Source organism: Nocardia alba NBRC 108234 (genome assembly GCF_001612665.1).
Lineage (GTDB): Bacteria > Actinomycetota > Actinomycetes > Mycobacteriales > Mycobacteriaceae > Nocardia > Nocardia alba.
Map to the genome: position 1 here is coordinate 62,921 of NZ_BDAX01000019.1, position 23,180 is coordinate 86,100.

At 68.1% G+C, this 23,180-nt stretch carries 23 protein-coding genes; 14 read left to right on the forward strand and 9 right to left on the reverse strand.

Translation table 11 applies throughout. From position 1 onward, the window contains the following. Window positions 1–93 precede the first annotated feature (93 nt). The 4 genes from NA12_RS21240 to NA12_RS21255 are packed head-to-tail and all read right to left on the reverse strand — an operon-like array spanning window position 94 to window position 3,976. On the reverse strand, window positions 94–1,257 hold the full coding sequence (locus NA12_RS21240; protein ID WP_067454630.1) for an acetyl-CoA C-acetyltransferase: 1,164 nt from the start codon (window positions 1,255–1,257) through the stop codon (window positions 94–96). Between the two features lie 46 nt (window positions 1,258–1,303). Further along, window positions 1,304–1,924, reverse strand: coding sequence for a TetR/AcrR family transcriptional regulator (locus NA12_RS21245; RefSeq protein ID WP_132369755.1), 621 nt, complete (start codon window positions 1,922–1,924; stop codon window positions 1,304–1,306). Window positions 1,925–1,970: 46 nt separating this feature from the next. After that, window positions 1,971–2,792 carry an SDR family oxidoreductase gene (locus NA12_RS21250; protein ID WP_243654808.1) on the reverse strand — a complete coding sequence of 274 codons (822 nt, stop codon included), beginning with the start codon at window positions 2,790–2,792 and terminating at the stop codon, window positions 1,971–1,973. Beyond that, window positions 2,789–3,976 (reverse strand): acyl-CoA dehydrogenase family protein, encoded by a 1,188-nt coding sequence (locus tag NA12_RS21255; RefSeq protein ID WP_084472974.1) that lies wholly within the window; start codon window positions 3,974–3,976, stop codon window positions 2,789–2,791. The genes NA12_RS21250 and NA12_RS21255 overlap by 4 nt, the downstream gene beginning before the upstream one ends. A gap of 79 nt (window positions 3,977–4,055) precedes the next feature. Between NA12_RS21255 and NA12_RS21260 the strand changes: the two genes are divergently transcribed. The 8 genes from NA12_RS21260 to NA12_RS21295 all read left to right on the forward strand — a co-directional run bounded on the left by NA12_RS21260 (window position 4,056) and on the right by NA12_RS21295 (window position 12,570). Continuing rightward, a complete protein-coding gene (locus tag NA12_RS21260) occupies window positions 4,056–5,621 on the forward strand; it encodes a FadD3 family acyl-CoA ligase (protein WP_067454068.1) in 1,566 nt (521 codons plus the stop codon). Continuing rightward, on the forward strand, window positions 5,618–6,487 hold the full coding sequence (locus tag NA12_RS21265) for an enoyl-CoA hydratase (protein ID WP_067454072.1): 870 nt from the start codon (window positions 5,618–5,620) through the stop codon (window positions 6,485–6,487). Before NA12_RS21260 ends, NA12_RS21265 begins: the two co-directional genes overlap by 4 nt. Beyond that, the gene (locus NA12_RS21270; protein ID WP_067454075.1) at window positions 6,488–7,630 is read left to right on the forward strand and encodes an acyl-CoA dehydrogenase family protein; all 1,143 of its coding nucleotides are present in this window, start codon (window positions 6,488–6,490) and stop codon (window positions 7,628–7,630) included. Window positions 7,631–7,694: 64 nt separating this feature from the next. Beyond that, on the forward strand, window positions 7,695–8,711 hold the full coding sequence (locus NA12_RS21275; protein ID WP_067454078.1) for an acyl-CoA dehydrogenase family protein: 1,017 nt from the start codon (window positions 7,695–7,697) through the stop codon (window positions 8,709–8,711). A gap of 35 nt (window positions 8,712–8,746) precedes the next feature. Next, the gene (locus NA12_RS21280) at window positions 8,747–9,796 is read left to right on the forward strand and encodes an acyl-CoA dehydrogenase family protein (protein WP_067454082.1); all 1,050 of its coding nucleotides are present in this window, start codon (window positions 8,747–8,749) and stop codon (window positions 9,794–9,796) included. A gap of 120 nt (window positions 9,797–9,916) precedes the next feature. Then, window positions 9,917–10,369: a MarR family winged helix-turn-helix transcriptional regulator gene (locus tag NA12_RS21285; protein ID WP_084472975.1), complete on the forward strand. Its 453-nt coding sequence runs from the start codon at window positions 9,917–9,919 to the stop codon at window positions 10,367–10,369. Further along, window positions 10,369–11,634, forward strand: coding sequence for an MFS transporter (locus NA12_RS21290; protein ID WP_067454085.1), 1,266 nt, complete (start codon window positions 10,369–10,371; stop codon window positions 11,632–11,634). Before NA12_RS21285 ends, NA12_RS21290 begins: the two co-directional genes overlap by 1 nt. Window positions 11,635–11,820: 186 nt before the next feature. Further along, entirely contained in the window at window positions 11,821–12,570 is a 750-nt protein-coding gene (locus NA12_RS21295; RefSeq protein WP_067454087.1) for a DUF427 domain-containing protein, read from the forward strand. Here the strand turns inward: NA12_RS21295 and NA12_RS21300 are convergent, their stop codons facing one another. Both NA12_RS21300 and NA12_RS21305 read right to left on the reverse strand, forming a co-directional pair. Then, window positions 12,571–12,843, reverse strand: a complete 273-nt coding sequence (locus tag NA12_RS21300) for a hypothetical protein (protein ID WP_067454088.1) — start codon at window positions 12,841–12,843, stop codon at window positions 12,571–12,573. Between the two features lie 151 nt (window positions 12,844–12,994). Beyond that, on the reverse strand, window positions 12,995–14,170 hold the full coding sequence (locus NA12_RS21305; RefSeq protein ID WP_067454090.1) for a 3-ketosteroid-9-alpha-monooxygenase, oxygenase component: 1,176 nt from the start codon (window positions 14,168–14,170) through the stop codon (window positions 12,995–12,997). Between the two features lie 194 nt (window positions 14,171–14,364). On the opposite strand from NA12_RS21305, the gene hsaA reads away from it, so the two are divergent. Genes hsaA through hsaB form a run of 4 tightly spaced genes read left to right on the forward strand, consistent with a single transcriptional unit; the run spans window position 14,365 to window position 17,900 of the window. Then, window positions 14,365–15,528: a 3-hydroxy-9,10-secoandrosta-1,3,5(10)-triene-9,17-dione monooxygenase oxygenase subunit gene (hsaA, locus tag NA12_RS21310; RefSeq protein ID WP_067454092.1), complete on the forward strand. Its 1,164-nt coding sequence runs from the start codon at window positions 14,365–14,367 to the stop codon at window positions 15,526–15,528. A gap of 3 nt (window positions 15,529–15,531) precedes the next feature. Further along, window positions 15,532–16,401: a 4,5:9,10-diseco-3-hydroxy-5,9,17-trioxoandrosta-1(10),2-diene-4-oate hydrolase gene (gene hsaD, locus NA12_RS21315; RefSeq protein ID WP_067454097.1), complete on the forward strand. Its 870-nt coding sequence runs from the start codon at window positions 15,532–15,534 to the stop codon at window positions 16,399–16,401. Beyond that, on the forward strand, window positions 16,402–17,307 hold the full coding sequence (hsaC, locus tag NA12_RS21320; protein ID WP_067454100.1) for an iron-dependent extradiol dioxygenase HsaC: 906 nt from the start codon (window positions 16,402–16,404) through the stop codon (window positions 17,305–17,307). It abuts the gene before it with no gap. Between the two features lie 17 nt (window positions 17,308–17,324). Further along, the gene (gene hsaB / locus NA12_RS21325; protein WP_067454103.1) at window positions 17,325–17,900 is read left to right on the forward strand and encodes a 3-hydroxy-9,10-secoandrosta-1,3,5(10)-triene-9,17-dione monooxygenase reductase subunit; all 576 of its coding nucleotides are present in this window, start codon (window positions 17,325–17,327) and stop codon (window positions 17,898–17,900) included. A gap of 31 nt (window positions 17,901–17,931) precedes the next feature. On the opposite strand, the gene NA12_RS21330 is transcribed toward hsaB, so the two are convergent. Beyond that, on the reverse strand, window positions 17,932–19,134 hold the full coding sequence (locus NA12_RS21330) for a saccharopine dehydrogenase family protein (protein ID WP_067454106.1): 1,203 nt from the start codon (window positions 19,132–19,134) through the stop codon (window positions 17,932–17,934). A 30-nt stretch (window positions 19,135–19,164) separates the two neighbouring features. Here NA12_RS21330 and NA12_RS21335 point away from each other — a divergent pair, with 30 nt between their 5' ends. Together NA12_RS21335 and NA12_RS21340 are read left to right on the forward strand one after the other, a co-directional pair. After that, window positions 19,165–19,764 (forward strand): TetR/AcrR family transcriptional regulator, encoded by a 600-nt coding sequence (locus NA12_RS21335; protein ID WP_067454109.1) that lies wholly within the window; start codon window positions 19,165–19,167, stop codon window positions 19,762–19,764. A 104-nt stretch (window positions 19,765–19,868) separates the two neighbouring features. After that, the gene (locus NA12_RS21340) at window positions 19,869–20,303 is read left to right on the forward strand and encodes a YdeI/OmpD-associated family protein (RefSeq protein WP_067454110.1); all 435 of its coding nucleotides are present in this window, start codon (window positions 19,869–19,871) and stop codon (window positions 20,301–20,303) included. 13 nt (window positions 20,304–20,316) lie between these two features. On the opposite strand, the gene chsH3 is transcribed toward NA12_RS21340, so the two are convergent. Together chsH3 and kstD are read right to left on the reverse strand one after the other, a co-directional pair. Then, window positions 20,317–21,177: an enoyl-CoA hydratase ChsH3 gene (gene chsH3 / locus NA12_RS21345; protein WP_067454113.1), complete on the reverse strand. Its 861-nt coding sequence runs from the start codon at window positions 21,175–21,177 to the stop codon at window positions 20,317–20,319. 125 nt (window positions 21,178–21,302) lie between these two features. Continuing rightward, complete coding sequence (kstD, locus tag NA12_RS21350; RefSeq protein WP_067454116.1) at window positions 21,303–23,006, reverse strand: 3-oxosteroid 1-dehydrogenase; 1,704 nt, start codon at window positions 23,004–23,006, stop codon at window positions 21,303–21,305. Between the last annotated feature and the right edge of the window lie 174 nt (window positions 23,007–23,180).

Genomic DNA, 23,180 nt, shown 5'->3' on the forward strand with positions numbered 1-23,180 from the left:
CGTGCCCGATACGCCGCAGCGCTGGGACATGGTGATGAACGAAGAGTGGTCCCCGGCGAAACCCGCCGAGGACCACCACTTCGTACCGAGGACCTACTTCTTGTCGGCGTCCAGACGCTCGATGATCGTGACGTTGGCCGTGCCGCCGCCCTCGCAGATGGTGAGCAGGCCGTAGCGGCCGTTCACCCGCTCGAGCTCGTTGAGCAGCGTGGCGAACAGCTTGGCGCCGGTCGCGCCGAGCGGGTGGCCGAGCGCGATGGCCCCACCGTTGACGTTCACCTTCGCCGGATCGGCGCCGATCTCCTTGATCCAGGCCAGCACCACCGGGGCGAAGGCCTCGTTGATCTCGATCACGTCGATGTCGTCGATGGTCAGGCCGGTCTTCTCCAGCGCCCACTGGGTGGCCGGGATCGGCGCGCTGAGCATGAAGATCGGGTCGGCGCCGCGCGCGCTGACGTGGTGGATGCGGGCCCGCGGAGTGAGACCGTATTCCTTGACCGCCCATTCCGAGGCGAGCAGCGTGGCGCTGGCGCCGTCGGAGATCTGGCTGGCGACGGCCGCGGTGAGCGGGCTGCCCTCCGACAGCGGCTGCAGGCTCGCCATCTTCTCCAGGCTGGTCTCGCGCGGGCCCTGGTCGACGGTGAATTCGCCGACCGGCACGATCTCGTTGTCGAAGCGGCCCTCGGTGATGGCGGTCTTGGCGCGCTGATGGCTCTGCAGCGCCCAGTGCTCCATGTCCTCGCGGCTGATGCCCCACTTCTCGGCGATCAGCTCGGCGCCCTTGAACTGGGAGACCTCACCGGTGCCGTAGCGCGAGTCCCAGCCCTTCGCGCCGATGAACGAGGACTCGAAGCCGTACGGCTTGGCCGCGATCATGGCGGCGCCGATCGGGATGGAGCTCATGTTCTGCACGCCGCCGGCCACGATGATCTCGGCGGTGCCGCTCATGATGGCCTGCGCGCCGAAGTTGATCGCCTGCTGGCTGGAACCGCACTGCCGGTCGACCGTGACGCCGGGGACCTCCTCGGGGTATCCCGCGACCAGCCACATGGTGCGGCCGATGTTGCCTGCCTGCGGGCCGACGTTGTCGACACAGCCGACGATCACGTCGTCGACGACCGCCGGGTCGATACCGGTGCGCTCGACGAGCCCACGCAGCGCGGCCGCGCCGAGATCGGCGGGATGGACCTGCGCCAGCGCGCCACCGCGCTTGCCGACCGCGGTACGCACCGCATCGATCACATAGGCCTCCCGCAACGGGGCGTAGGGGCGGCGCTCGGCGGATGCGGTCATGATGGAACTCCTATTTCGCGGTGCTCCCGGGCAGGGTCAGCCCGTCGAGCACGATGGTGAGATATTGCTGGGCAAGGGTTTGGACGGTGATCGGGCCACCGGGGGTGTACCAGCGGACCGCGACCCACACGGTGTCGCGCAGGAAGCGGAAGGCCAGTTCCACGTCGAGTTCGGGCCGGAAGCTGCCGTCGGCCACGCCCGCGGCGAGCACACGGTGCCACAGGTCACGGAACTCGGTGTTGAAGTCGCGGATGTAGCCGAAGCGCTCGACATCGCGGAGGTTCTTGGCCTCGGCCTGGTAGATCGCGACGGCGGCGTGATGGCGGTCGAACGACTCGTAGGACGCGGTCACCAGGGACTCCAGGGTGTCTCGCGCGCTCAGGCCCGCGCCCGCGATCTCGCGGTAGCGGCCGAACAGGTCGTCGAGGAATCCGCGCAGGATCTCGTCGACCATCGATTCCTTGGAGTCGAAGTGGTGGTAGAGACTGCCCGAGAGGATGCCCGCCGAGTCGGCGATATCGCGCACCGTGGTGGCACGCAGTCCACGTTCGGCGAACAGATCGGCGGCGAGGTCGAGGAGTTCGGCGCGGCGGGTGCGTTTGACGGTGTCGGGAGCGGTCACACCCGTCATCGTACAACCAAGCAATTGCTTGGTTCGGCCGAGCTCGCCACCACGATCATGCGCGCTGGCTGCTCACCGAGACAACCTCGCCGGTCAGGTACGAGGTGTAATCGCTGGCCAGCATGGCGATCGTCGCCGCGACTTCCCACGGCTCGGCGGCGCGACCGAAGGCCTCGCGCTCGCTGAGCGAGTCGAGCAGCTCGGTCGAGCTCACCTTGTCCAGGAACGGGTGCCTGGCGATGCTCGGCGCGACGGCGTTGATCCGCACGCCGAATTCGGCGGCTTCGACCGCGCTGCACCGGGTGAGCGCCATCACCCCCGCCTTGGCCGCGGCGTAGTGCGCCTGGCCGTGCTGGGCGCGCCAGCCGAGGACGGAGGCGTTGTTGACGATCACGCCCCCGTGGCCCGCGCCACGGAAGTAACCGAGAGCCGCACGAGTGCAGCGGAAGGTGCCGGTGAGGGTGATGTCGAGCACCTGGTCCCACTGCTCGTCGGTCATATCGACCACCGGGGTCTCACCGCCGAGACCCGCGTTGTTGACCATGATGTCGATCCGGCCGAGTTCGGCGGCGGCGTCGGCGAGCAGCTGATTCACCTGCGCGGTATCGCGGACATCGCAGACCACCGCGCCCACCCGGCGCTCGGGGAACTCCTTGGCCAGCAGCTCGGCGGTCTCGGTCAACCGGCGCTCGTGCCAATCGGAGACGACCACATCGGCGCCCTCCTCGAGCAGCCTGCGCGCGGTGGCCGAGCCGATGCCGGTGCCCGCCGCGGCGGTGATCACCGCCGTCCGGCCCGCGAGCAAGCCGTGTCCGGGGATCGAGGCGGGCGCGACCGACAGGGACTTGCCCGCACCCGAATAGGTCTGATCGGTCACGGGCGTGCCTCTCGCGGGAGACCGAGCACACGCTCGGCGATGATGTTGCGCTGCACTTCGTTCGAACCTCCATAGATCGTGTCGGCGCGGCTGAACAGATACAGCCGCTGCCATGCGGTCATGTCGTCTGGGCCGGTGATCAGGCCCATCGCGCCCTGGACGGCCATCGCCAGTTCGCCGAGGTCGCGATGCCAGTTGGCCCACAACAACTTCGACACCGAGGCGCCGCCCGCGTCGTCGTGGTCCTCGCTCATGGTGCGCAGCGCGTGCGCGCGCAAAACCCGTAGTCCCACCCAGGCGCGATCGAGGCGATCGGCGATCAGCGGGTCGTCGGCGGCGCCGGTGCGGCGCGCCAGGTCCTCGATGTCGGAGAGTTCGCGCGCGAACCGGATCTGCTGACCGAGGGTGGAGATGCCGCGCTCGAAGGTGAGCGTGCCCATCGCGATTCGCCACCCGTCGCCCGGCGCGCCGACCACCAGGTCCGCGTCGGTGACGGCATCGTCGAAGAAGACCTCGTTGAATTCGGAGGTGCCGGTGAGCTGTTCGATCGGGCGCACTTCGATGCCGGGCTGGTTCATCGGAACCAGCAGATAGGACAGGCCCTTGTGACGGCTAGAGCCGCGCTCGGTGCGGGCGATGACGAAGCACCAGTCGGCGACGTGGGCGAGCGAGGTCCAGATCTTCTGGCCGTTGATCACCCACTTGTCGCCGTCCAGGCGCGCGGTGGTCGCGACGGCGGCCAGGTCGGAACCGGCGCCGGGCTCGGAATAGCCCTGACACCACAGTTCGCCGACCGAGCGCACGCCCGGCAGGAAACGCTTCTTCTGCTCGTCGGTGCCGAAGGCGAGCACGGTGGGGCCGAGCAGTTCCTCGCCCACGTGCGAGACCCGCGCGGGCGCGTCGGCCTTGGCGTATTCCTCATGGAAGATCACCTGCTGACGCACGCTGGCGCCGCGCCCGCCGTATTCGATGGGCCAGCCGAGGCAGGTCCAGCCCGCCGCGGCGAGGTGGCGGTCCCAGGCCAACCGCTCGTCGAAGAATTCGTGCTCGCGGCCGGGTCCGCCGGTGCCGCGCAGGTCAGCGAACTCGCCCGAGAGGTTTTCGGCCAGCCAATCGCGTATTTCCGCGCGAAACTCCGCGTCGGAAGTCGCGGTATCGGAATCTGAGGTCTGGATCACGCCCACCTCGGTAGGATAACCTACCAAGCACTTGCTTTGTTAGCTGCTTCGGAAGAACAGCGAACCGCACAACGGTGAGGACCCCGTGACAACCCCTGCCCAAACCACTCCGCAGGCGCTGCGACACATCGCGGCGGCGCATCCGCACGAGCCTGCCCTCATCGACGGCGCGATCCGCCTGGACTGGGCCGAGCTGCTCGACCAGGTCCGGGTGGCCGCCCGCGCCCTGATCGCCCGTGGCATCGCCCCCGGCGACCGGGTGGCGATGTGGGCGCCGAACACCTATCACTGGGTGATCGCCGCCCTGGCCGCGCATTCCGCCGGGGCCGCGCTGGTTCCGTTGAACACCCGCTATGTGGCCGCCGAGGCCGTCGATGTGCTGGCTCGCGTCGACGCGAAGGCCCTGTTCGTGGCCGGTCCCTTCCTCGGCCGCGATCGGGCGAGCGAACTCGCGGCGGCGGCGCCGGAACTCGGTATCGGGACGGTTGTCGTCATCCCGGTCGAGGGTGCGGCTGGTGGGTCATCGGGCGAGGACGACTCCGCGACTATCACCTGGGACGAGTTGCTCGCGCAGGCCGCGAACGTGTCCGAGACGGTCGGCGAGGAGCGAGCGGCGCAGGTGGACCCCGACGACGTCTCCGACATCCTCTTCACTTCCGGCACCACCGGCCGCAGCAAGGGCACCCTCGTCGCGCACCGGCAGGCGCTGGGCGTGGTGCGCGCCTGGGCCGAGTGCTCGACCCTGCGCGCGGGCGACCGCTACCTGGTGATCCCGCCGTTCTTCCACAACTTCGGCTATAAGGCGGGCATCCTCGCGTGCCTGGTCACCGGGGCCACTATCGTGCCGCAGGCCACCTTCGACGTGCCCGCCGCGCTGGCGCTCATCGAGTCCGCGCGGATCACCGTGCTCACCGGCCCGCCCACGATCTACCAGACCATCCTCGAGCATCCCCAGCGCACCGAGCGTGACCTGAGCTCGCTGCGGGTGGCGGTGACCGGCGCGGCGACCGTGCCGGTGGTGCTGATCGAGCGGATGCGCGACGATCTCGCCTTCGAGGTGGTGATCACCGCATACGGCCTGTCCGAGACGGCCGGATTCGGCACCATGTGCCGCCCCTCCGACGACGCGGCCACGATCGCCAACACCTGCGGCGGGCCGATCGCCGACTTCGAATTGCGCCTGTCCGACGCCGGTGAAGTACTACTGCGCGGACCCAACGTGATGCTGGGCTACCTCGACGATCCGGCGGCCACCGCCGAGACCATCGACGCCGACGGCTGGCTGCACACCGGCGACATCGGCGTCGTCGACGAGCGCGGCTATCTGAAGATCACCGACCGGCTCAAGGACATGTACATCACCGGCGGGTTCAACGTGTATCCCGCCGAGATCGAACAGACCCTGGCCAGGCTCGACGGCGTCGCCGAGTCGGCCGTGATCGGCGTGCCCGACGAGCGGATGGGCGAGGTCGGCAAGGCCGTGGTGGTCCGCAGGGCCGGGTCCACGCTGACCACCGACGAGGTCATCGCCTTCGCCGCGAGCAGATTGGCGAATTTCAAAGTGCCGAGGCTTGTCGAGTTCCGTGACCAACTGCCCTACAGCGCGGCGGGCAAGGTGCTCAAGCGTGAGCTACGTGAGGAGAAGTCGTGAGTTCCGAGACCGAGACCGACGTCGTCACCTATGAGGTGCGCGGGTCGGTCGCCGTCGTCACCATGAATCGGCCCGATTTCCGCAACGCGCAGAACTCGAGGATGACCTACGCCCTCGACGCGGCCTTCGTGCGGGCCGTCGAGGACCCCCAGGTCAAGGTGATCGTGCTGGCGGGCAACGGAAAACACTTCAGCGCGGGCCACGATATCGGCACCCCGGGCCGTGACCACGACGTGGAATACGAGAACAAGGCCGCGCTGTGGTGGGACCACCTCGATCGCCCCGGCGGTGATCAGCGGTTCGCGCGCGAGTCCGAGGTGTACCTCGGCATGTGCAGGCGCTGGCGGGAGATCCCCAAGCCGATGGTGGCGATGGTGCAGGGCGCGTGCATCGCGGGCGGGCTGATGCTGGCCTGGGTGTGCGACCTGATCGTCTGCTCCGACGACGCGTTCTTCTCCGATCCGGTTGTCCGGATGGGCATTCCGGGTGTGGAGTACTTCGCGCATCCGTGGGTGATGGGTCCACGCGCGGCCAAGGAGTTCCTGTTCACCGGAGACCGGTTCGGGGCGGCCCAGGCCAAGGAGTGGGGCATGGTCAACCGGGTCGTACCACGCGAGCAGCTCGCGGCCGAGGTGTTCGGCATGGCCGAGAAGATCTCCGCCATGCCGCAATTCGGGCTCGCCCTCACCAAGAAGGCCGTCAACCAGGCCGAGGATCTGATGGGCATGCGCTCTGGCATGGACTCGGTCTTCGGGCTGCACCATTTCGCACACGCGCACAACGCCGAGGTCGGCACCGATTCGCTCGGCGGGATGAACGCCCGCTCGATGAAGGCCACCGCCACCGAACAGAACGGGACGAAGTAAGTGGATCTCGAGATCGACCCGGCTGCCCGGGAATTCCAGCTGGAGGTGCGCGAATTCCTCGCCGCCAATGTGCCGGCCGAGCCGTTGCCGTCGATGGATACCGCGCAAGGTTTTGCCGCGCATCGGGACTGGGAAGCGAAGCTGGCGCAAGCCCGGCTGTCGGCGGTCTCGTGGCCGCGCGAGTTCGGCGGGCGCGACGCGTCGATTCTCGAATGGGTGCTGTTCGAGCAGGAGTACTACGCCGCGGGCGCACCGGGCCGGGTCGCGCAGAACGGCATCTTCCTGCTCGCGCCGACGCTGTTCGAGCACGGCACCCCCGAACAGCTCGCACGGATCCTGCCGCGCATGGCGCGCGGTGACGACATCTGGGCACAGGCCTGGTCCGAACCCGAGTCGGGCAGCGACCTGGCGAGCCTGCGCTCGACCGCTCGCCGCACCGACGGCGGCTGGCTGCTCAACGGCCAGAAGACATGGAGTTCGCGAGCGTCCTTCGCCGATTGGGCGTTCGGCCTGTTCCGCAGCGATCCCGAGGCGCAGCGCCACCACGGCCTCACCTACGTGATGTTCCCGCTCACCGCCGAGGGCGTGAGCGTGCGGCCGATCCCCCAGCTCGACGGCGAACCCGGCTTCGCCGAGATCTTCCTCGACGATGTCTTCGTGCCCGACCACGATGTGATCGGCGGGGTGAACGAGGGTTGGCGGGTCGCGATGGCGACCTCGTCCAACGAACGCGGTCTCTCCCTGCGCAGCCCCGGCCGGTTCAGCGCCACCGCGCGGCGACTCATCGACCTGTGGACCGAGACCACCGAGCCCGCCGACACCGCCGCGCGGAACGCGGTGGTGGATGCCTGGCTCGGCGCCGAGGCGTATCGCCTGCACACTTTCGGCACCGTGACGCGTCTGCAGGACGGCGGGCAACTCGGCGCGGAATCGTCGATCACCAAGGTGTACTGGTCCGAGCTCGATATCGCGATGCACGAGACGGCGCTCGACCTGCTCGGCGGGGCCGCCGAGCAGCGCAGCACCTGGACCGACGGCTATCTGTTCTCGCTCTCGGGCCCGATCTACGCGGGTACCAACGAGATCCAGCGCAACATCATCGCCGAACGCATCCTCGGACTGCCCCGTGAGAGCAAGCGATGAACGCGCGACACGGGACCAGCCATCATTCGGGCCGAATCGCCCTGCCGAACACAGGAGGTCCGCGATGAGATTCGCGCTCAGTACCGAACAGCTCGACTTCGCCGCCGAGCTGCGCAAGATCCTCGATGCCGGACAGGTGCCGACGGCGGTGCGCGCGTGGGCCGCCGGCGACACCGGGAGGGGACGCGCGCTGCTGCGCCAGATCGCCGACATGGGCGTCTTCGGCTTGATCGTCGACGAGAAGTACGACGGGGCGGACGCGTCCACTGTCGATCTCGTCGTCGCGCTGATCGAACTGGGACGCGCCGCCGCGCCCGGCCCGGTCATCGAGTCCGCCGCCGTGATTCCCGCTCTGCTGCAACGCCTTACCGACGACGCGCCCGCGCGGCGATGGTTGCCCGCGCTCGCCGGCGGCGAGTCGCTCGCGACCATCACCTTCGAGGCGCAGCGCGGCATCGCCCTCGACGCCGAGATCGCCGAGCCGGTCCTCGTCGCCGCCGACGGTCGACTGACCCTCGGTGTACCCGCGACAACGGCGGCAACCTCGATCGACCCCGCCCGCACGCTGGTGCGCGTCACGGCCGGCGAGCTGATCGCCGAGGGTCCCGAGGTCGAAGCGGCCATCGACTACGCCTTCGACACCGGCGTTCTCGCGTGTGCCGCCCAGCTCCTCGGTGCGGGTCGGTCGATTCTCGAGCAGACCACCTCCTACGCGAAGCAGCGCAAGCAGTTCGGGCGCGCGATCGGTGAGTTCCAGGCCGTGAAGCAGCAGCTCGCCGACGTGCTGATCGCGTTGGACCTGGCCGAGCCGCTGGTGTACCGCGCGGCGCTCACCCTGGAATCGAACGACCGCGCCCGCGATGTCTCCGCCGCCCTGGTGGTCTGCGGCGATGCCGCCCACCGCGCCGCACGGGCGGGGCTTCAGGTCCACGGCGCGATCGGGTACACCGCCGAATTCGACCTGTCGCTGTGGCTGACCAAGGTCGCCGCGCTGCGAACAGCCTGGGGCACAGCCGATTTCCATCGGGGCCGGATCGCCGAGGCCCTGCGCGCCGCCGCACCCGCCGACGCGGCGAGCTGAGACGTACCCCATCACCGAGCTTGACGAGGAACCCCATGTCATCGAATGAACTGCTCGAATTCCGGACCTCCGTGCGTGCGCTGCTCGGCAAGCACGCCACCTCCGCGACGCTGCGCGAGGCCATGGACACCGACCTCGGCTACGACCCGAAGTTGTGGCGGATGCTCTGCGAGCAGGTCGGGGTCGCCGCGCTCGCGGTGCCGGAGCAATGGGGCGGCGCGGGCGCCGGACTTGTCGAATCGCTGATGGTCGTCGGCGAGTTGGGACGCGCGCTGGGCAGCGTGCCGATGCTCGGATCGGCGGTTCTCGGGGTGCAGGCGATTCTGCTCGCCGGTGACGAACAGGCCTGCGCTCGACTCCTGCCCGATCTGGCCGACGGTTCGCGCACAGCGGCGCTGTGCTGGGCCGACGCCAACGGCTGGGATTCGCTCGGTGTCGGCGCGACCGAGGGAAAGCTCAGCGGCACAGCCCATTACGTACTGCACGGCGCGCAGGCCGAGCTGCTGTTGGTACTGACCGAGGAAGGACTGTTCGAGACAACCGCCGATGCCCCCGGCGTGGTCGTCACCGCGACTCCCGCACTCGACCCCACGCGCAAGCTCGCCACCATCAGCTTCACCGATGCCCCCGCCACCCGCCTCGGCACCGGTGACCCGGCGACGCTGCGCCGCCGTTTGCGCGAAATCGCTTGGGCAGCAATGGCCGCCGAGCAGGTCGGGGCCGCGAGGCACTGTCTCGAGATGACGGTCGAGTACACGGCCTCGCGCGTGCAGTTCGGTCGCCCGATCGGCAGCTTCCAGGCGCTCAAGCACCGGATGGCCGATCTGTATGTACTGGTCGAGTCGGCCGAATCGGCGGCGCTGGCTGCCGCCGAGGCCGTCGCCGAGGACAGCCCGTCGGCCGCGGAGGACGTCTGGGTCGCCCGCAAGCACTGCACCGAAACCTTCACCACGGTGGCGGCCGAGACCATCCAGTTGCACGGGGGTATAGCCATCACCTGGGAGCACGACGCCCACCTGTACTTCAAGCGGGCCCATGCCACCGCCGAGCTGTTCGGCACCGGACGACGCCCGGTCGCCGCCTAGCCGACATTCTTCGAAAGCCCTGGCCGCCGCCAGGGCTTTCGGCATGTTGTGCCCCGTCTCACCGGCGTTCGGGCCGACCCCACTGGATTTAGATAATTAGCTTATGTAATATTAGGTCCTGTGAAGCCGACAGCGCAGCCATCCGCGGACGACATCGTGGTCGACCTGATGGTCACCGCCGGTCGGCTCACCCGACTGGCCGGGGCGATCAGCGACGACGACCTGCCCCGCGCGGTCCTGCGGGCTCTTTCCGTACTCGACGAGCACGGTGATCTGCGGGTCAGTGATTTCGCCCGGATCGACAGATGTTCCCAACCGGCGGCAACGGCGCTGATCGGTCGACTCGTCACCGACGGCTTCGCCACCCGCACCAAGGACCCGCACGACTCCCGGGCAGTGGTCATCGAGCTCACCCCGGCCGGCCGGACCCGCCTCACCGAGGCCAGGCGCGCGTTCGCCGCCACCATGGCACCCGGACTCGCCGAATTCGATCTCGACCGGCTGATCCGCCTCGATACCGACATGAACGACCTGCTGACAGCCCTTCGCGCGGTTGCCCGCGGTCACCAGTGATGAAACCAGGAGCGCCAGTGAGCACCCCCCAGCTGACTCGCGACGACACTGCCGCAGCCACCTCCCCCACCGGCCAGCCCAAGGCTGTCTGGGCCGTCGCCTTCGCCAGCGTTATCGCGTTCATGGGCATCGGCCTCGTCGATCCCATCCTCAAGCCGATCGGCGAACAGCTGAACGCGACACCGTCGCAGGTGTCGTTGCTGTTCACCAGTTACATGGCCGTCACCGGCGTCGCCATGCTGGTCACCGGCGTGATCTCGAGTCGCTTCGGCGCCAAGAAGACGCTGCTGTCCGGGCTCGCGATCATCATCGTGTTCGCCGCGCTGGCGGGCATGTCCGGCAGCATCGGCGAGATCATCGGCTTCCGCGCGGGCTGGGGGCTCGGCAACGCCCTGTTCATCGCGACGGCGCTGGCCACCATTGTCGGCGCGGCCACCGGCGGCGTCGCCAAGGCGATCATTCTCTACGAGGCCGCGCTCGGCATCGGCATCGCCACCGGACCGCTGCTGGGCGGCGTGCTCGGTGGAATCAGCTGGCGTGGACCGTTCTTCGGCGTTTCGGTACTGATGGCCATCGCCTTCATCGCGATCGTCGTGCTGCTGCCCGAGATGCCGAAGCCGACCAAGCCGACCTCGATCACCGCGCCGTTCAAGGCATTGCGGCACCGGGGCTTGCTCACCGTGAGCATCACCGCGCTGCTCTACAACTTCGGCTTCTTCACCCTGCTCGCGTTCACCCCGTTCCCACTGGACATGGGCACCTACGCGATCGGCTTCATCTTCTGCGGCTGGGGCATCCTGCTCGCCCTCACCTCGGTGTTCCTCGCCCCGAAGCTGCAGGCGCGGTTCGGTTCGCTGCCGATGATGGCGCTGTCGCTCGGCCTGTTCGCGGTCGACCTGGCGGTGATGGGGATGTTCACCGAGCACAAGATCGTGCTGATCGTCGGCGTCGTGATCGCGGGCGCCTTCCTCGGCGTGAACAACACGCTGATCACCGAGGCCGTGATGATCTCGGCGCCGGTCGAGCGCTCGACCGCGTCGGCGGCCTACAGCTTCGTCCGATTCGGCGGCGGTGCCGCCGCGCCGTGGGTGGCGGGCAAACTCGGCGAGCACAACATGTCGCTGCCGTTCTGGCTCGGCGCGGCCTTCACCGCCGCCGCGGTGGCGGTCCTGTACATCGGCCGCGGCGCGCTCGCCCACATCGACGACCACGACCCAGCCCCGCATTCCGTCGAGGAAGCACAGGCGATAACCGTCGGCGACTGAGTTCGGAGCGCTGGCGCGCTCGAGTTCGCGGCCCCTTGTGTCCCGTCGATCAGGTGCCGGTGCTTGCTCCTTCGTCGCCTACGCACCGGCACCTGATCGACGGGACGGCCGCGAACCCGGCCGCTGCGCGGCCGGCCCCTCCCTAGGGGTCGGGGTTCGGGGTTGGGGTTCGGGTAGCGTTGGTGTATGACCGAGGACCGACGTGGGCGTGTCGAGGTTGAGATCGGGCAGAAGCGAGTGCGGGTCTATCTGCGCGGGAAGTTGGTGGCCGATACCCTGCGGCCGTTGCTGGTCTGGGAGATTCCGTACTATCCGACCTATTACGTGCCGCTCACCGACTTGCGTGCTGACCTCGATCCGAACGGGATCACCGAGCACTCCCCCAGTCACGGCGACGCGACGGGTTACGACGTGAGGGTCGAGGGTCTGCGCGCCGACGGTGCGGCGCTGCGCTATCTCGACTCACCGCTGGCGGAGCTGAAAGACGCTGTGCGGCTGGATATCGCGGCATTCGACTGGTTCGAGGAAGACGAGCAGGTCTTCGTCCATCCGCGCGATCCGTATTCGCGCGTGGACATTCTCGGGAGCTCCCGGCATGTGCGGGTGGAGATCGACGGAGTGACCGTCGCGGACTCGCATTCGCCTCGGATCCTGTTCGAAACCGGTTTGCCCGCACGGTATTACCTGCCGCTGACCGATGTCAGGATGGATCTGCTGACCCCGTCGGACACCCACACCAGCTGCCCCTACAAGGGCACCGCCGACTACTGGAACGTGCGCGTCGGCGACACCGAGCACATCGATATCGTCTGGATCTATCGCACGCCGCTGCCGGAGAGCCAGAAGGTGGCCGGGCTGGCGTGCTTCTACAACGAGAAGGTCGACATCTACCTCGACGGCGTGCGCCAGGATCGCCCGCAGTCACCGTTCAGCTGACTAGTCGGGAATCTCGAGCACGCCCTCGTCGACCGCCCATTTGATCGACTTCTCCAGTGACGGGCAGGATTCCGGTCGACCCGGCCGCGCACCGTGCGCGGTCATCTGGGCGAAGACCGGGCAGTGCGCGTCGGGCCGTTCGGTCCACTGCACCGAGGTCTGGTGCGCGCTCGACTTGCGCACCAGCACCTGGGCCGAGCAGGTCTGGCACCGCAGCGGCGTCAGGCCCTTATCGAGGTAGTGCGCTTTGTCGACCACGGTTTGTGCGCGCACCGCCGCCCGGCGTACGGGCTGATCAGCGAAATCGGGCGCTTTGGCCCAGGTCGGGCGAGTCCCCGCGCGATGCGGAGAATCGCCCGACCCCGGCTCCGCCGAAGCGAGCCGCGACGGATCGCCGGACCTTTGCTGCTCGCTTTGGCTCATATCAGACGCCCGCTTCCTCGGATTCGGCCTTGCGGCGCAGGTTCTCCGCCACCTCGGCCTCCCACGCCTGATTCGCCTTGGTCGTGTCGACCTCGAACTCGAAGCGCTGGGTCATCTTCTCGGTCACATCGGCGATGTCGACGTAGAACTGCTCGTACCAGCGACGCAGCTGGTAGACGGGGCCGTCCTCCTCGCAGAGCAGCGGGTTCTCGACCTTGGACTTGTGCTTCCAGATCTCCACGTCCTGCAGGAAACCGTCGCCGAAGAACTTGGCCATCGTGTCGGCCAGCTTCTTGGCGGCCTCGTCGGGGATGCCCTTGGGCTTCTCGACGGTCAGGCCCCACTGCAGCACGAACGAATCCTGACTGACCGGGTAGTGGCAGTTGATCAGCTGGACCTTGATCTCGTACCCGCTGTAGATGTTCACCAGCGGATTGATCATGTAGGACGGCCCGAAGTACGACGCCTCCGACTTCAGCAGCGTGTCACCGCCGTGCTTGGCCGCCATGCCGATGTCGGGACGGCCCTTGGTCTCGAGGAACTGCGTCGCCACATGCCCTTCGAAGACGTTCTTGAAGAACGTCGGGAAGGCGTAGTGGATGTAGAAGAAGTGCGCCATGTCCACGACGTTGTCGATGATCTCGCGGCAGTTGGCGCCCTCGATCAGCAACGAGTCCCACGTCCAGTCGGTCCAGCCGCTGTCGTGCGTCTCGACCGGATTGCCCTGCGCGTCGGTGTACGGTCCCTCGATATGCGGGATCGTGACCTCCGGCGGCGGTTCGTTGCCCTCGTGGTCGTGCCAGACGAACAGCTGACCGTTGCGCTCGAGCGTGGTCCACTTCCGGGTGCGGGCCAGCGGCGGAACGCGGCGCGCGTACGGGATCGCGGTGCACTTTCCGCTGGCGCCCCAGCGCCAGTCGTGGAACGGGCAGGCGATGTCGTCGCCCTTCACCGTGCCCATGCTCAGGTCGCCGCCCATATGCCTGCAGTAGGCATCGAGCACGCGGATCTGGTCGTCGGTATCGGTCCACACGACGAGCTTGGTACCGAAGATCTCCACCGCGTGCGGTTTACCGTCGCGGAAGGTCGACGCCAGGCCGACACAGTGCCAGCCGCGCGCGAACCTCGTCGGCGGTGCACCGACATCGAGTTCCCTCACCTTGGGGTTGATCGCCATCCCGAACCCTCCTCGTTCACTAGAACACGTTACAAAACTGAGCCACTTCACGCCAGTTGTCCAGCGAACTTCTCTGTTGACTCCTGTTATATCCGAGGTAGGGCTATCTTCTCGACAGAAACGAGAACCTGTTCTAATCTCAGAAGCGAATAGAACCGGTTGTCGATCCGACAAGGGCAGGAGCGGGCTCCGAAATGACGCAAGAAGTGACCGAACGGGTCGAGGCACTGCTGCCGACGCTGCGTGAGCGCGCGCAGGAGGCCGAGGACCTGCGCCGCATTCCCGACGAATCCATGAAGGCGCTGCAGGAGACCGGTTTCTTCCGGCTGCTCCAGCCCACGCAGTGGGGCGGCCACGCCGCCGACCCGGTGATCTTCTACGACACCGTGCGCAAGATCGCCAGCGCGTGTGGTTCCACCGGCTGGGTCTCGGGCATCATCGGGGTGCACAACTGGCACCTCGCGCTGTTCGATCAGCAGGCCCAGCAGGACGTGTGGGGCGAGGACACCGATGTGCGCATCTCGTCCTCGTACGCGCCGATGGGCGCCGGACAGGCCGTCGACGGTGGTTACATCGTGCGCGGCTCGTGGGCCTGGTCCTCCGGCTCCGATCACGCCACCTGGGCGGTACTCGGCGGTCCGGTGATCAAGAACGGCAAGCCGGTCGACTTCGGCAGCTTCCTGATCCCGCGCTCGGACTACCGCATCGATGACGTCTGGAATGTCGTCGGCCTGCGCGGCACCGGCTCCAACACCGTGGTCGTCGAAGATGTCTTCGTGCCGACGCACCGGTTCCTGAGCTTCCGCGCGATGAGCGAGGGCCGCGCGCCCGGCCTCGAGCAGAACACCGACGCCGTGTACAAGATGCCGTGGGGCACCATTCACCCCACCACCATCTCCGCGCCGATCGTCGGCATGGGCTACGGCGCCTACGAGGCCCACGTCGAGCACCAGGGCAAGCGCGTGCGCGCCGCCTACGCGGGCGAGAACGCCAAGGACGATCCGTTCGCCAAGGTGCGCGTCGCCGAGGCGGCCAGCGATATCGACGCCGCGTGGCGTCAGCTCTCGGGCAATGTCGCCGAGGAGTACGCGCTGCTGCTCGCGGGCGAGGAGGTGCCGTTCGACCTGCGCGTGCGCGCCCGTCGCGACCAGGTGCGCTCGACCGGTCGCGTGATCGCCTCGATCGACAAGCTCTTCGAGTCCTCCGGCGCCACCGCACTGGCCAACGGCACACCGCTGCAGCGCTTCTGGCGTGACGCGCACGCCGGACGAGTGCACGCGGCCAACGATCCCGAGCGTGCCTACGTCATGTACGGCACGCACGAGTTCGGGCTGCCCGTCACCGACGCCATGGTGTAGCCGATGACGCAGACCGCTGAACTCACGTACGCGTCGACCTCCCGCTTCGCGCAGGTCACCCCCGACCTGACACTGCACTATCACGAGGCGGGCGTCGGCAACCCCACCACGATCGTGCTGCTGCACGGCGGCGGGCCCGGCGCGTCGGCGTGGTCGAACTTCGCCCGCAACATCCCGGTCCTGGCCGAGCGCTATCACGTGATCGCGCCGGATCAGCCGGGCTACGGCAAGTCCGACAAGCCGATCGACCACCCGCAGTACTTCGTGCACAGCTCCAACGCGCTGCTCGCACTGCTCGATCACCTCGAGATCACCGACCGGGTGCACCTGCTCGGCAACTCCCTCGGCGGCGGCGCCTCGGTGCGCTTCGCCCTCGACCACCCCACCCGCGCGGGCAAACTCGTGCTGATGGGTCCCGGCGGGCTGAGCACCAACCTGTTCGCGCCCGACCCCACCGAGGGCGTGCGGCTGCTCTCCCGGTTCACCTACGAACCGACCAGGGACAACTTGGAGAAGTTCCTGCGGATCATGGTCTTCGACCAGTCCCTGGTGACCGAAGAGCTGATCGACGAGCGGTTCGCGCTCGCCAATACCCCCGAATCGCTGGCCGCGATGAAGGCGATGGGCAAGTCCTTCGCCGGCGCCGACTTCGAGAAGGGCATGCTCTGGCGTGACGCGTACAAGCTGCGTCAGCCGGTGCTGCTCATCTGGGGTCGCGAGGATCGGGTGAACCCCCTCGACGGCGCGCTCGTGGCCACCAAGGTGATCCCGCGCGTGCAGCTGCACGTGTTCGGCGGTTGCGGGCACTGGGCACAGCTGGAGAAGTTCGACGAGTTCAACCGGCTCACGGTCGATTTCCTCGGGGAGAAGTAGATGAGCATTCGCGCACTCGGCTACATGCGCATCGAGGCCACCGACATGGCGGCCTGGCGCGAATACGGCCTCAAGGTGCTCGGCATGATGGAGGGCAGCGGGCTCGACCCCGACGCGCTCTACCTGCGCATGGACGATTTCGCCGCCCGCCTGGTGATCGTCCCCGGTGAGCAGGATCGGCTGCTGGTCTCGGGCTGGGAGGTCACCGACGCTCCCGGCCTGCAACAGCTGCGCGAGACCCTGGACAAGGCCGGGGTCGACTTCACCGAGGGCACCAAGGAGGAGCTCGGTGAGCGCCGCGTCGAGGGCATGATCCGATTCCAGGATCCGTCCGGCAACACCCTCGAGGCGTTCTACGGCGCGCAATACCTGGGCCGCCGCTTCGTGAGCCCCTACGGCCACAAGTTCGTCACCGCCGAGCAGGGCCTGGGCCATGTGGTCCTCACCTGCACCGACGATGCCGCGGCACAGGCTTTCTACCAGGACATCCTCGGTTTCCGGCTGCGCGACTCCATGCGGCTGCCGCCGCAGATGGTCGGCCGTCCCGCCGACGGCGACCCGGCCTGGCTGCGCTTCTACGGCTGCAACCCGCGCCACCACGCGCTGGCGTTCCTGCCGCTGCCCAATCCCACCGGCATCGTGCACCTCATGGTCGAGGTGGAAAACTCCGACGACGTCGGCCTCTGCCTCGACCGCGCCTATCGCAAGAAGGTGAAGATGTCGGCCACCCTCGGCAGGCACATCAACGACAAGATGCTGTCGTTCTACATGAAGACGCCCGGCGGATTCGACATCGAATTCGGCTGTGAGGGACTGGAAGTCGACGACCACGCCTGGGTCGCCCGCGAATCGACCGCGGTCAGCCTGTGGGGTCACGACTTCACTGTCGGATTCAAGCAGCAATAGGAACGGCGGCGAAGGACATGACCGAACAGACCCCGGCGATCGACGGCCGGCAGTTCCGCACGGTGCTCGGGCAGTTCTGCACCGGCATCACCGTGATCACCGCGCTCGACCCGGCGGGTGACCCCATCGGGTTCGCCTGCCAGTCCTTCGCCGCCCTCTCCCTCGACCCGCCGCTGGTGCTGTTCTGCCCCACCAAGGGCTCGCGCTCCTGGGCGGCGATCGAGGCGGCGGGCAAGTTCTGCGTGAACGTGCTCTCCGAGCAACAGCAGCCGGTCTGCGCGCGTTTCGGTTCCAGGGAGACCGACAAATTCGCCGGAGTCTCCTGGCACACCTCCGAACTCGGCGTTCCGGTGATCGACGAGTCGCTGGCCACCATCGAATGCACGGTCGACTCCGTCGTCGACGGCGGCGACCATTACATCGTCATCGGCCGGGTCCACGCGCTCGCGGAATCGGAAACCACCGGCGGGCGACCGCTGCTGTTCTACCGCGGCCAGTACACCGGCATCGAGCCGGACAAGACCACCCCCGCCCCCTGGCGCGCGGACCTGGACCACTTCCTCACCACCACCAGCCTCGACACCTGGCTGTGAACGCCGCTGCCCCGCACTGGTAGCGGGCCGCTCAGCCCGCGGCGACCAGTGCGGTGAGCAGTGCCGAGGACAGTGCCGCGGCGTTGGCCTCGGCGCCGGCCCAGCTGCGGGTGGTGACGGTCATCGCCGACGGGTCCGGTAGGCCGATGCAGTGCGGCGCGAACGCGGCGAAGAACCGGTCAGGGTCGAGCAGTGTCTCGGGTACGTGGACACCCGGCCTGGACTCCATCGACAGAAGTAGCGCGCCGATCGCCAGCGGCACACCGGTGTTCTCGGCCATCGACAAACCGGGGACCTGACACAGTGCCGTGGCGACCGTCGCCTCGGAGCCGTCGCGCACGCCCGTGGCGATCGCGAACAGCGGTGGCAGTCGACCGGCCGCGACGAGGGTCGCCGGGTCGGCGGGCAGTAGACGTTCCGCCCGGGCAGCCAGGCCGGCCGCGCGGTCGACGGTCAGCAGTCGGCGGTTGATCGCCCAGCGCAGCGCGAGCAGCGCGGCCGAGGTCGAACGATCGCCGACGGCCACCGAGGTCGCCTCCCGAACGTCGGGGAAGGCCAGCGGCAGCGTAATCGCCTCCGGGTGACCGAAGCTCCGGCCCGCACTGGGACCGAGTCCCGGGTAGTCGAACCGAACCCGTTGCAGCGCAGGGCGTTCGGTGTGCGTCCGGTGGCGGGTGACCGGAATGTTCCCGCTGATCTGCCGCATGCCGTGGACGACCGCGGCGGTCGGACCCGTGGTCTCGGACGCGGGGTGGGCCGAGTGGATGTTCCAGCCGGTGATCAGGGAGTCGACCCGGTCGAGCTCGGCGCCGGCCCGCAGCGCGAGCAGGTTGGCGACGCCGGGGCTGGCACCCATCCCGAGCAGTGCGGTGACGCCCGCCGCCTTCGCCCGTGCGCCCAGTTCGAGCATCTCGATGGTCGGCTGCGGATCGTCGCAGATGTCGATGTAGTCGCAGCCCGCGGCGATGGCGGCGGCCAAGATCGGCGGGCCGAAGCGGAAATACGGACCGACCGTGTTCACGACGATGTCCACCTGGCGCAGGGCGTGCGCCAGCGCCGCCGCGTCGGTGACGTCGAGACCGCGGGCTTCGGCGCCGAGCTCAGCGGCCACCCTGCACGCCGCCGATTCGTCCCGATCGGCGATCGTCACGTTGGTCACCCTGCTGTCGGCGCGCAGGACACGCGCCGCGACCCGCCCCATTTCCCCTGCCCCGCCCAGTGCCAGTACTCGCATCACTGCCTCCCGTCGAATATATTGACTATCATGACAGTAAATAAAGTCGGCCGCCCGAGCAAGGCCAAGGAGCGGATCGCCCAGATCCTGCGGGCGGCGCGCTCAGTGGTGGCCGAGGAGGGCTTCGCCGCCACGACACTGTCGCGAGTGGCCACGGCGGCGGGCGTCCAACGCACCCTGGTCCTGCACTATTTCGGCAGCCGGGACGGGCTCATGCAGGCGTTCATCACCGATGCGGTCGCGGCCTACGGCGACGCGATGTTGCGCCTCGGGGCCGACGAGCCGATCGAGGAGCGCGTGGCGCTGATGTTCGGACCGGGCGCGTACGAGAGTCGCGACGACCTGGTGGTGTGGTGTGAACTGGTCGCCCTGTCGGCCAGGGAATCCGTGGTCCGGCAACGGCTTCGCGAACTCTGGAGCGACCGGTGGCTGCCGGGACTGGAACACCGACTCGAGGTCGCCTACCCGACCGCGCCACCCGAGCGCGTCGCCGCCACCGCCTATGCCCTCGCGTGCCTGTTCGAGGCTCACTGGGCTTTCCACCTCCAGGGCATCGACAGCCCAGAGCGCGCGGACCAGGCACGACAGGCCGCTCGAACGCTGCTCGCCGCACTGCCCATCGACCCATAGCGTTCGCCGCGTCGTACCCCTCCCGGACGGCGGCCGCCCCGTCCCTGATTTCGCTGGCGTAAACCGCTCATTTGGTGAGCACTTTTCCCAGCAGGATGGGACTCATGAACCGGATCGAATTCATCACCTGCGCCGACGCGGCCGAATGGACGGCCTGGCTGGCGGCCAATCATGACGACGCGGGCGAGGTCTGGGTGCGGATTGCCAAGAAGGGCGCCCCCGAGCCCTCGGTGACGATCACCGAAACCCTCGACGGCGCCCTCTGCTACGGCTGGATCGACAGCCACCGCCGCGCCTACGACGCCGACCACTACCTCCAGCGCTACTCGCCCCGGCGCCCGAGAAGCCCGTGGTCCCGGCTCAACATCGCCAAGGCGGCGGCCCTGATCGCGGCGGGCCGAATGCGCACCGCGGGATTCGCGGCCATCGAGCAGGCCGTCACCACCGGCAGCTGGACCGGCCCGGCGCCGGCGATGCCTGGATCGACCGACGATCACACGGAATCGCTCGCGGGCGATTCTCGCGCGATCCCCGGTTGATCAGCTGTCCGGGTCAGGCGATCCGCAGGACGACATCACTGAGGACGGGGGCGTCGTCTCGTTCGACCACGGTGACGACCGCGATCAGCTGATCGTCCTCGCGCCAGACCTTGGTGCGCAGGGTCTCGCCCGGGTAGAGCACGCCGGCGAACTTGGCGCGGAAACCGCCGACCCTGGTGGCGTCGCTGTCCAGGAAGTGGTCGGTGACGGCTTTGCAGACGGTGCCGTAGGTGCACAGCCCGTGCAGGATCGGGGCGGGAAAGCCTGCGCCACGGGCGAATTCGGGGTCCGAGTGCAGGGGGTTGCGGTCACCGGAGAGGCGGTACAGCAGGGCCTGCTGCGGCAGTGTCGGGGTGAGCAGCTCCGCGTCGGGGGCGCGATCGGGCAGTTCGGTGCGGGCGCTCGGACCGCGCTCGCCGCCGAAGCCGCCTTCGTCCCTGGCGAAGATGGAGGAGCGGGCGGTCCACAGCGGTTCGCCGTCGGATCCGGTGATGGTGTGCTCCTGCACGATCACCGCGTTGGCGCCCTTGTCCCAGATCTCGACGATCCGACCAGCCCAGAGCGCCTTGCCCGCGGCCGGAATCGGCCGGTGCGCCACCACTTCCTGGTGGCCGTGCACCACCTTGGCCAGGTCGATCTCGATACCGGGGAAACTCACCCGCGGCGGCTCGGTCTCGCCGAGGGTCGGCGCCACCGCAGCGAAGGTCGGCAGCACCTGGGGTGCGCGATCGTCGAGGTAGGCCAGCTCGGCCGGGTCGGTCGGACGAGCGCCCGCGCCGAGGCCGAGGTGATAGAGCTGCACGTCGGTGGCCGTCCAGCTGAACTCGCGCGAGGGCAGTGTCGCGCCGAGCGCGGTCGACAGATCAATGGGCATCGGTTACTCCTGCTTGTCCGCTGAACAGTGCGAAAGGCTGGTTCATCCGTCGACCTCGTCCGCCGACCCGGTCATCGAGACGTCGATGACGGCCAGATAGCCGATCGTGATGGTGGGGCTGACCCTCATGCGGTCGCCTTCGCCGAGTCGGTCTTCTTCCTGGCGACGATGTCGAGCACAGCCAGGTAGCCGAAGGTGATCGCGGGGCCGATGGTCGCGCCGGGGCCCGCGTAGGTGTGGCCCATCACCGGCGAGCTGGTGTTGCCCGCGGCGTAGAGGCCGTCGATGACGGAATTGTCCTCGCGCAGCACACGTGCGGCCGTGTCGGTGACGAGGCCGCCTTTGGTGCCGAGGTCGCCGGGCACCATCTTCGCCGCGTAGAACGGGCCCTGCGACAGTTCGGCCAGGCACGGATTCGGCTTCACGGTCGGGTCGCCGTAGTAGCGGTCGTAGTGGCTGTTGCCGCGGCCGTAATCCTCGTCCTTGCCAGTGGCGGCGAAGCCGTTGAAGCGCTCGACCGTCGAGGTCAGGCTCTCGACGGGCACGCCGATGCGCTCGGCCAGCTCCGCGATCGTGTCGGCCTTGACGATGTTGTCGTTCTCCAGCCAGCGCGACGGAAAGCGCTGTCCCGGTTGCAGACCCGCGAAGATGTAGCGGTTGCGGTAGCGCTGGTCGAACACCAGCCAGGACGGCACGTTCTCGCCGGGGCCGGGGCCCTGACCGTACTCACCGCCGTACATGGTGTGCACCGCCTCGACATAGGGAGCCGATTCGTTGCCGAAGCGCTCGCCCCGGTCGTTGACCATGATGGTGCCGGGCAGATTGCGCTCGGCCAGCGCGAACCAGGGCTTGCCGCCCTTGAAGATCGTCGGACCCCACCAGGCGTCCTCCATGAACCCGACCGTCGCGCCCGCTGCCATGCCCGCGACGATGCCATCGCCGGTGTTGGCCGCGGCGCCGGTTGTCCACTCAGTGGTTATCGGCTGACGCTGGTACTTGGCCCGCATGTCGGCGTTGTGCTCGAACCCGCCCGCGCCGAGGATCACGCCGTAGCGCGCGGTGAAGGTGACCGGTTCGCCGTCGACGGTGGCCTTGACCCCGGTGACCGTGCCGTCGGTGACCACCAGGTCGGTGAGTGGGGTGTTGAGCAGCACCGGCACGCCCGCGTCGAGCAGGCCCTTGCGCATGGCGGCGATGATGGCCTGCCCCATGCCGAGCAGATGCTTGCCGGTCCACTTCGCCAGGTAGGTGCGCGCGCCGACGCGCAACGCCCGCATCGCGCCCTTGGGATGACGGCGGATCAGGTTGAGCCGCACGAAGTCGGCCTGCATGACGACCACGTTCAGCGGCGCCTTGGCGTAGGGCGGTTCCAGGTTGGCCAGTTCCGCGCCGAGCACTTTGCCGTTGAACGGTGTCGGTTCGCACGAGCGCCCCTGACCGAGCCCGCCCGGCGCTTCGGGGTAGTAATCGGAGTAGCCGGGAACCCACTTCATCTTCAGCGGAGTGTGGTCGAGGACGAAGTCGAACGCCTCGGCGCCGCGATCGAGGTAGGTGTCGATCTTCGCGGTGGGCACCGCGTCGCCGATGATGCTGTGCAGATAGGTGCGCGCGTCCTCGCGGTCGTCGGGCCTGCCCGCGGCGAGCAACGCCTTGTTGCCCGGAATCCAGACGCCACCGCCGGATCGGGCCGTCGACCCGCCGTAGTGCGCGGCCTTCTCCAGCAGCACAACGCTCAGTCCCTTGTGGGCCGCGGTGAGGGCCGCGGTCATCCCGGCGGCGCCGCTCCCGACGACCACGACATCGTATTCCCGATCACTCATGTAGAACACGTTATAGAAGGGTCCGGTCGTTGGACAGATAAAAATCGAACTCAGTAGAACATGTTGCAGAAATCACCAGATGTAGCGTTGTATTGTCAGGTGAACGGCCGATGCTGAATCGGAAAACCGGTTACAGTTTTGGCGTCTAGATTCTGCCGACCGTGCTGACTGTGCTGCCAAGGA

What these genes read in the sequence shown, in the direction of transcription:
- NA12_RS21305 (WP_067454090.1), bottom strand. Translation starts at nt 14,170, where the DNA reads ATGGCGATCAACCCCAAGGTGAGGGAACTCGATGTCGGTGCACCGCCG.
- hsaB (WP_067454103.1), top strand. Translation starts at nt 17,325, where the DNA reads ATGACCGAACAGACCCCGGCGATCGACGGCCGGCAGTTCCGCACGGTG.
- NA12_RS21275 (WP_067454078.1), top strand. Translation starts at nt 7,695, where the DNA reads ATGAGATTCGCGCTCAGTACCGAACAGCTCGACTTCGCCGCCGAGCTG.
- hsaC (WP_067454100.1), top strand. Translation starts at nt 16,402, where the DNA reads ATGAGCATTCGCGCACTCGGCTACATGCGCATCGAGGCCACCGACATG.
- NA12_RS21340 (WP_067454110.1), top strand. Translation starts at nt 19,869, where the DNA reads ATGAACCGGATCGAATTCATCACCTGCGCCGACGCGGCCGAATGGACG.
- chsH3 (WP_067454113.1), bottom strand. Translation starts at nt 21,177, where the DNA reads ATGCCCATTGATCTGTCGACCGCGCTCGGCGCGACACTGCCCTCGCGC.
- NA12_RS21330 (WP_067454106.1), bottom strand. Translation starts at nt 19,134, where the DNA reads ATGCGAGTACTGGCACTGGGCGGGGCAGGGGAAATGGGGCGGGTCGCG.
- NA12_RS21290 (WP_067454085.1), top strand. Translation starts at nt 10,369, where the DNA reads ATGAAACCAGGAGCGCCAGTGAGCACCCCCCAGCTGACTCGCGACGAC.
- NA12_RS21245 (WP_132369755.1), bottom strand. Translation starts at nt 1,924, where the DNA reads ATGACGGGTGTGACCGCTCCCGACACCGTCAAACGCACCCGCCGCGCC.
- NA12_RS21335 (WP_067454109.1), top strand. Translation starts at nt 19,165, where the DNA reads ATGACAGTAAATAAAGTCGGCCGCCCGAGCAAGGCCAAGGAGCGGATC.
- hsaA (WP_067454092.1), top strand. Translation starts at nt 14,365, where the DNA reads ATGACGCAAGAAGTGACCGAACGGGTCGAGGCACTGCTGCCGACGCTG.
- NA12_RS21295 (WP_067454087.1), top strand. Translation starts at nt 11,821, where the DNA reads ATGACCGAGGACCGACGTGGGCGTGTCGAGGTTGAGATCGGGCAGAAG.
- NA12_RS21280 (WP_067454082.1), top strand. Translation starts at nt 8,747, where the DNA reads ATGTCATCGAATGAACTGCTCGAATTCCGGACCTCCGTGCGTGCGCTG.
- hsaD (WP_067454097.1), top strand. Translation starts at nt 15,532, where the DNA reads ATGACGCAGACCGCTGAACTCACGTACGCGTCGACCTCCCGCTTCGCG.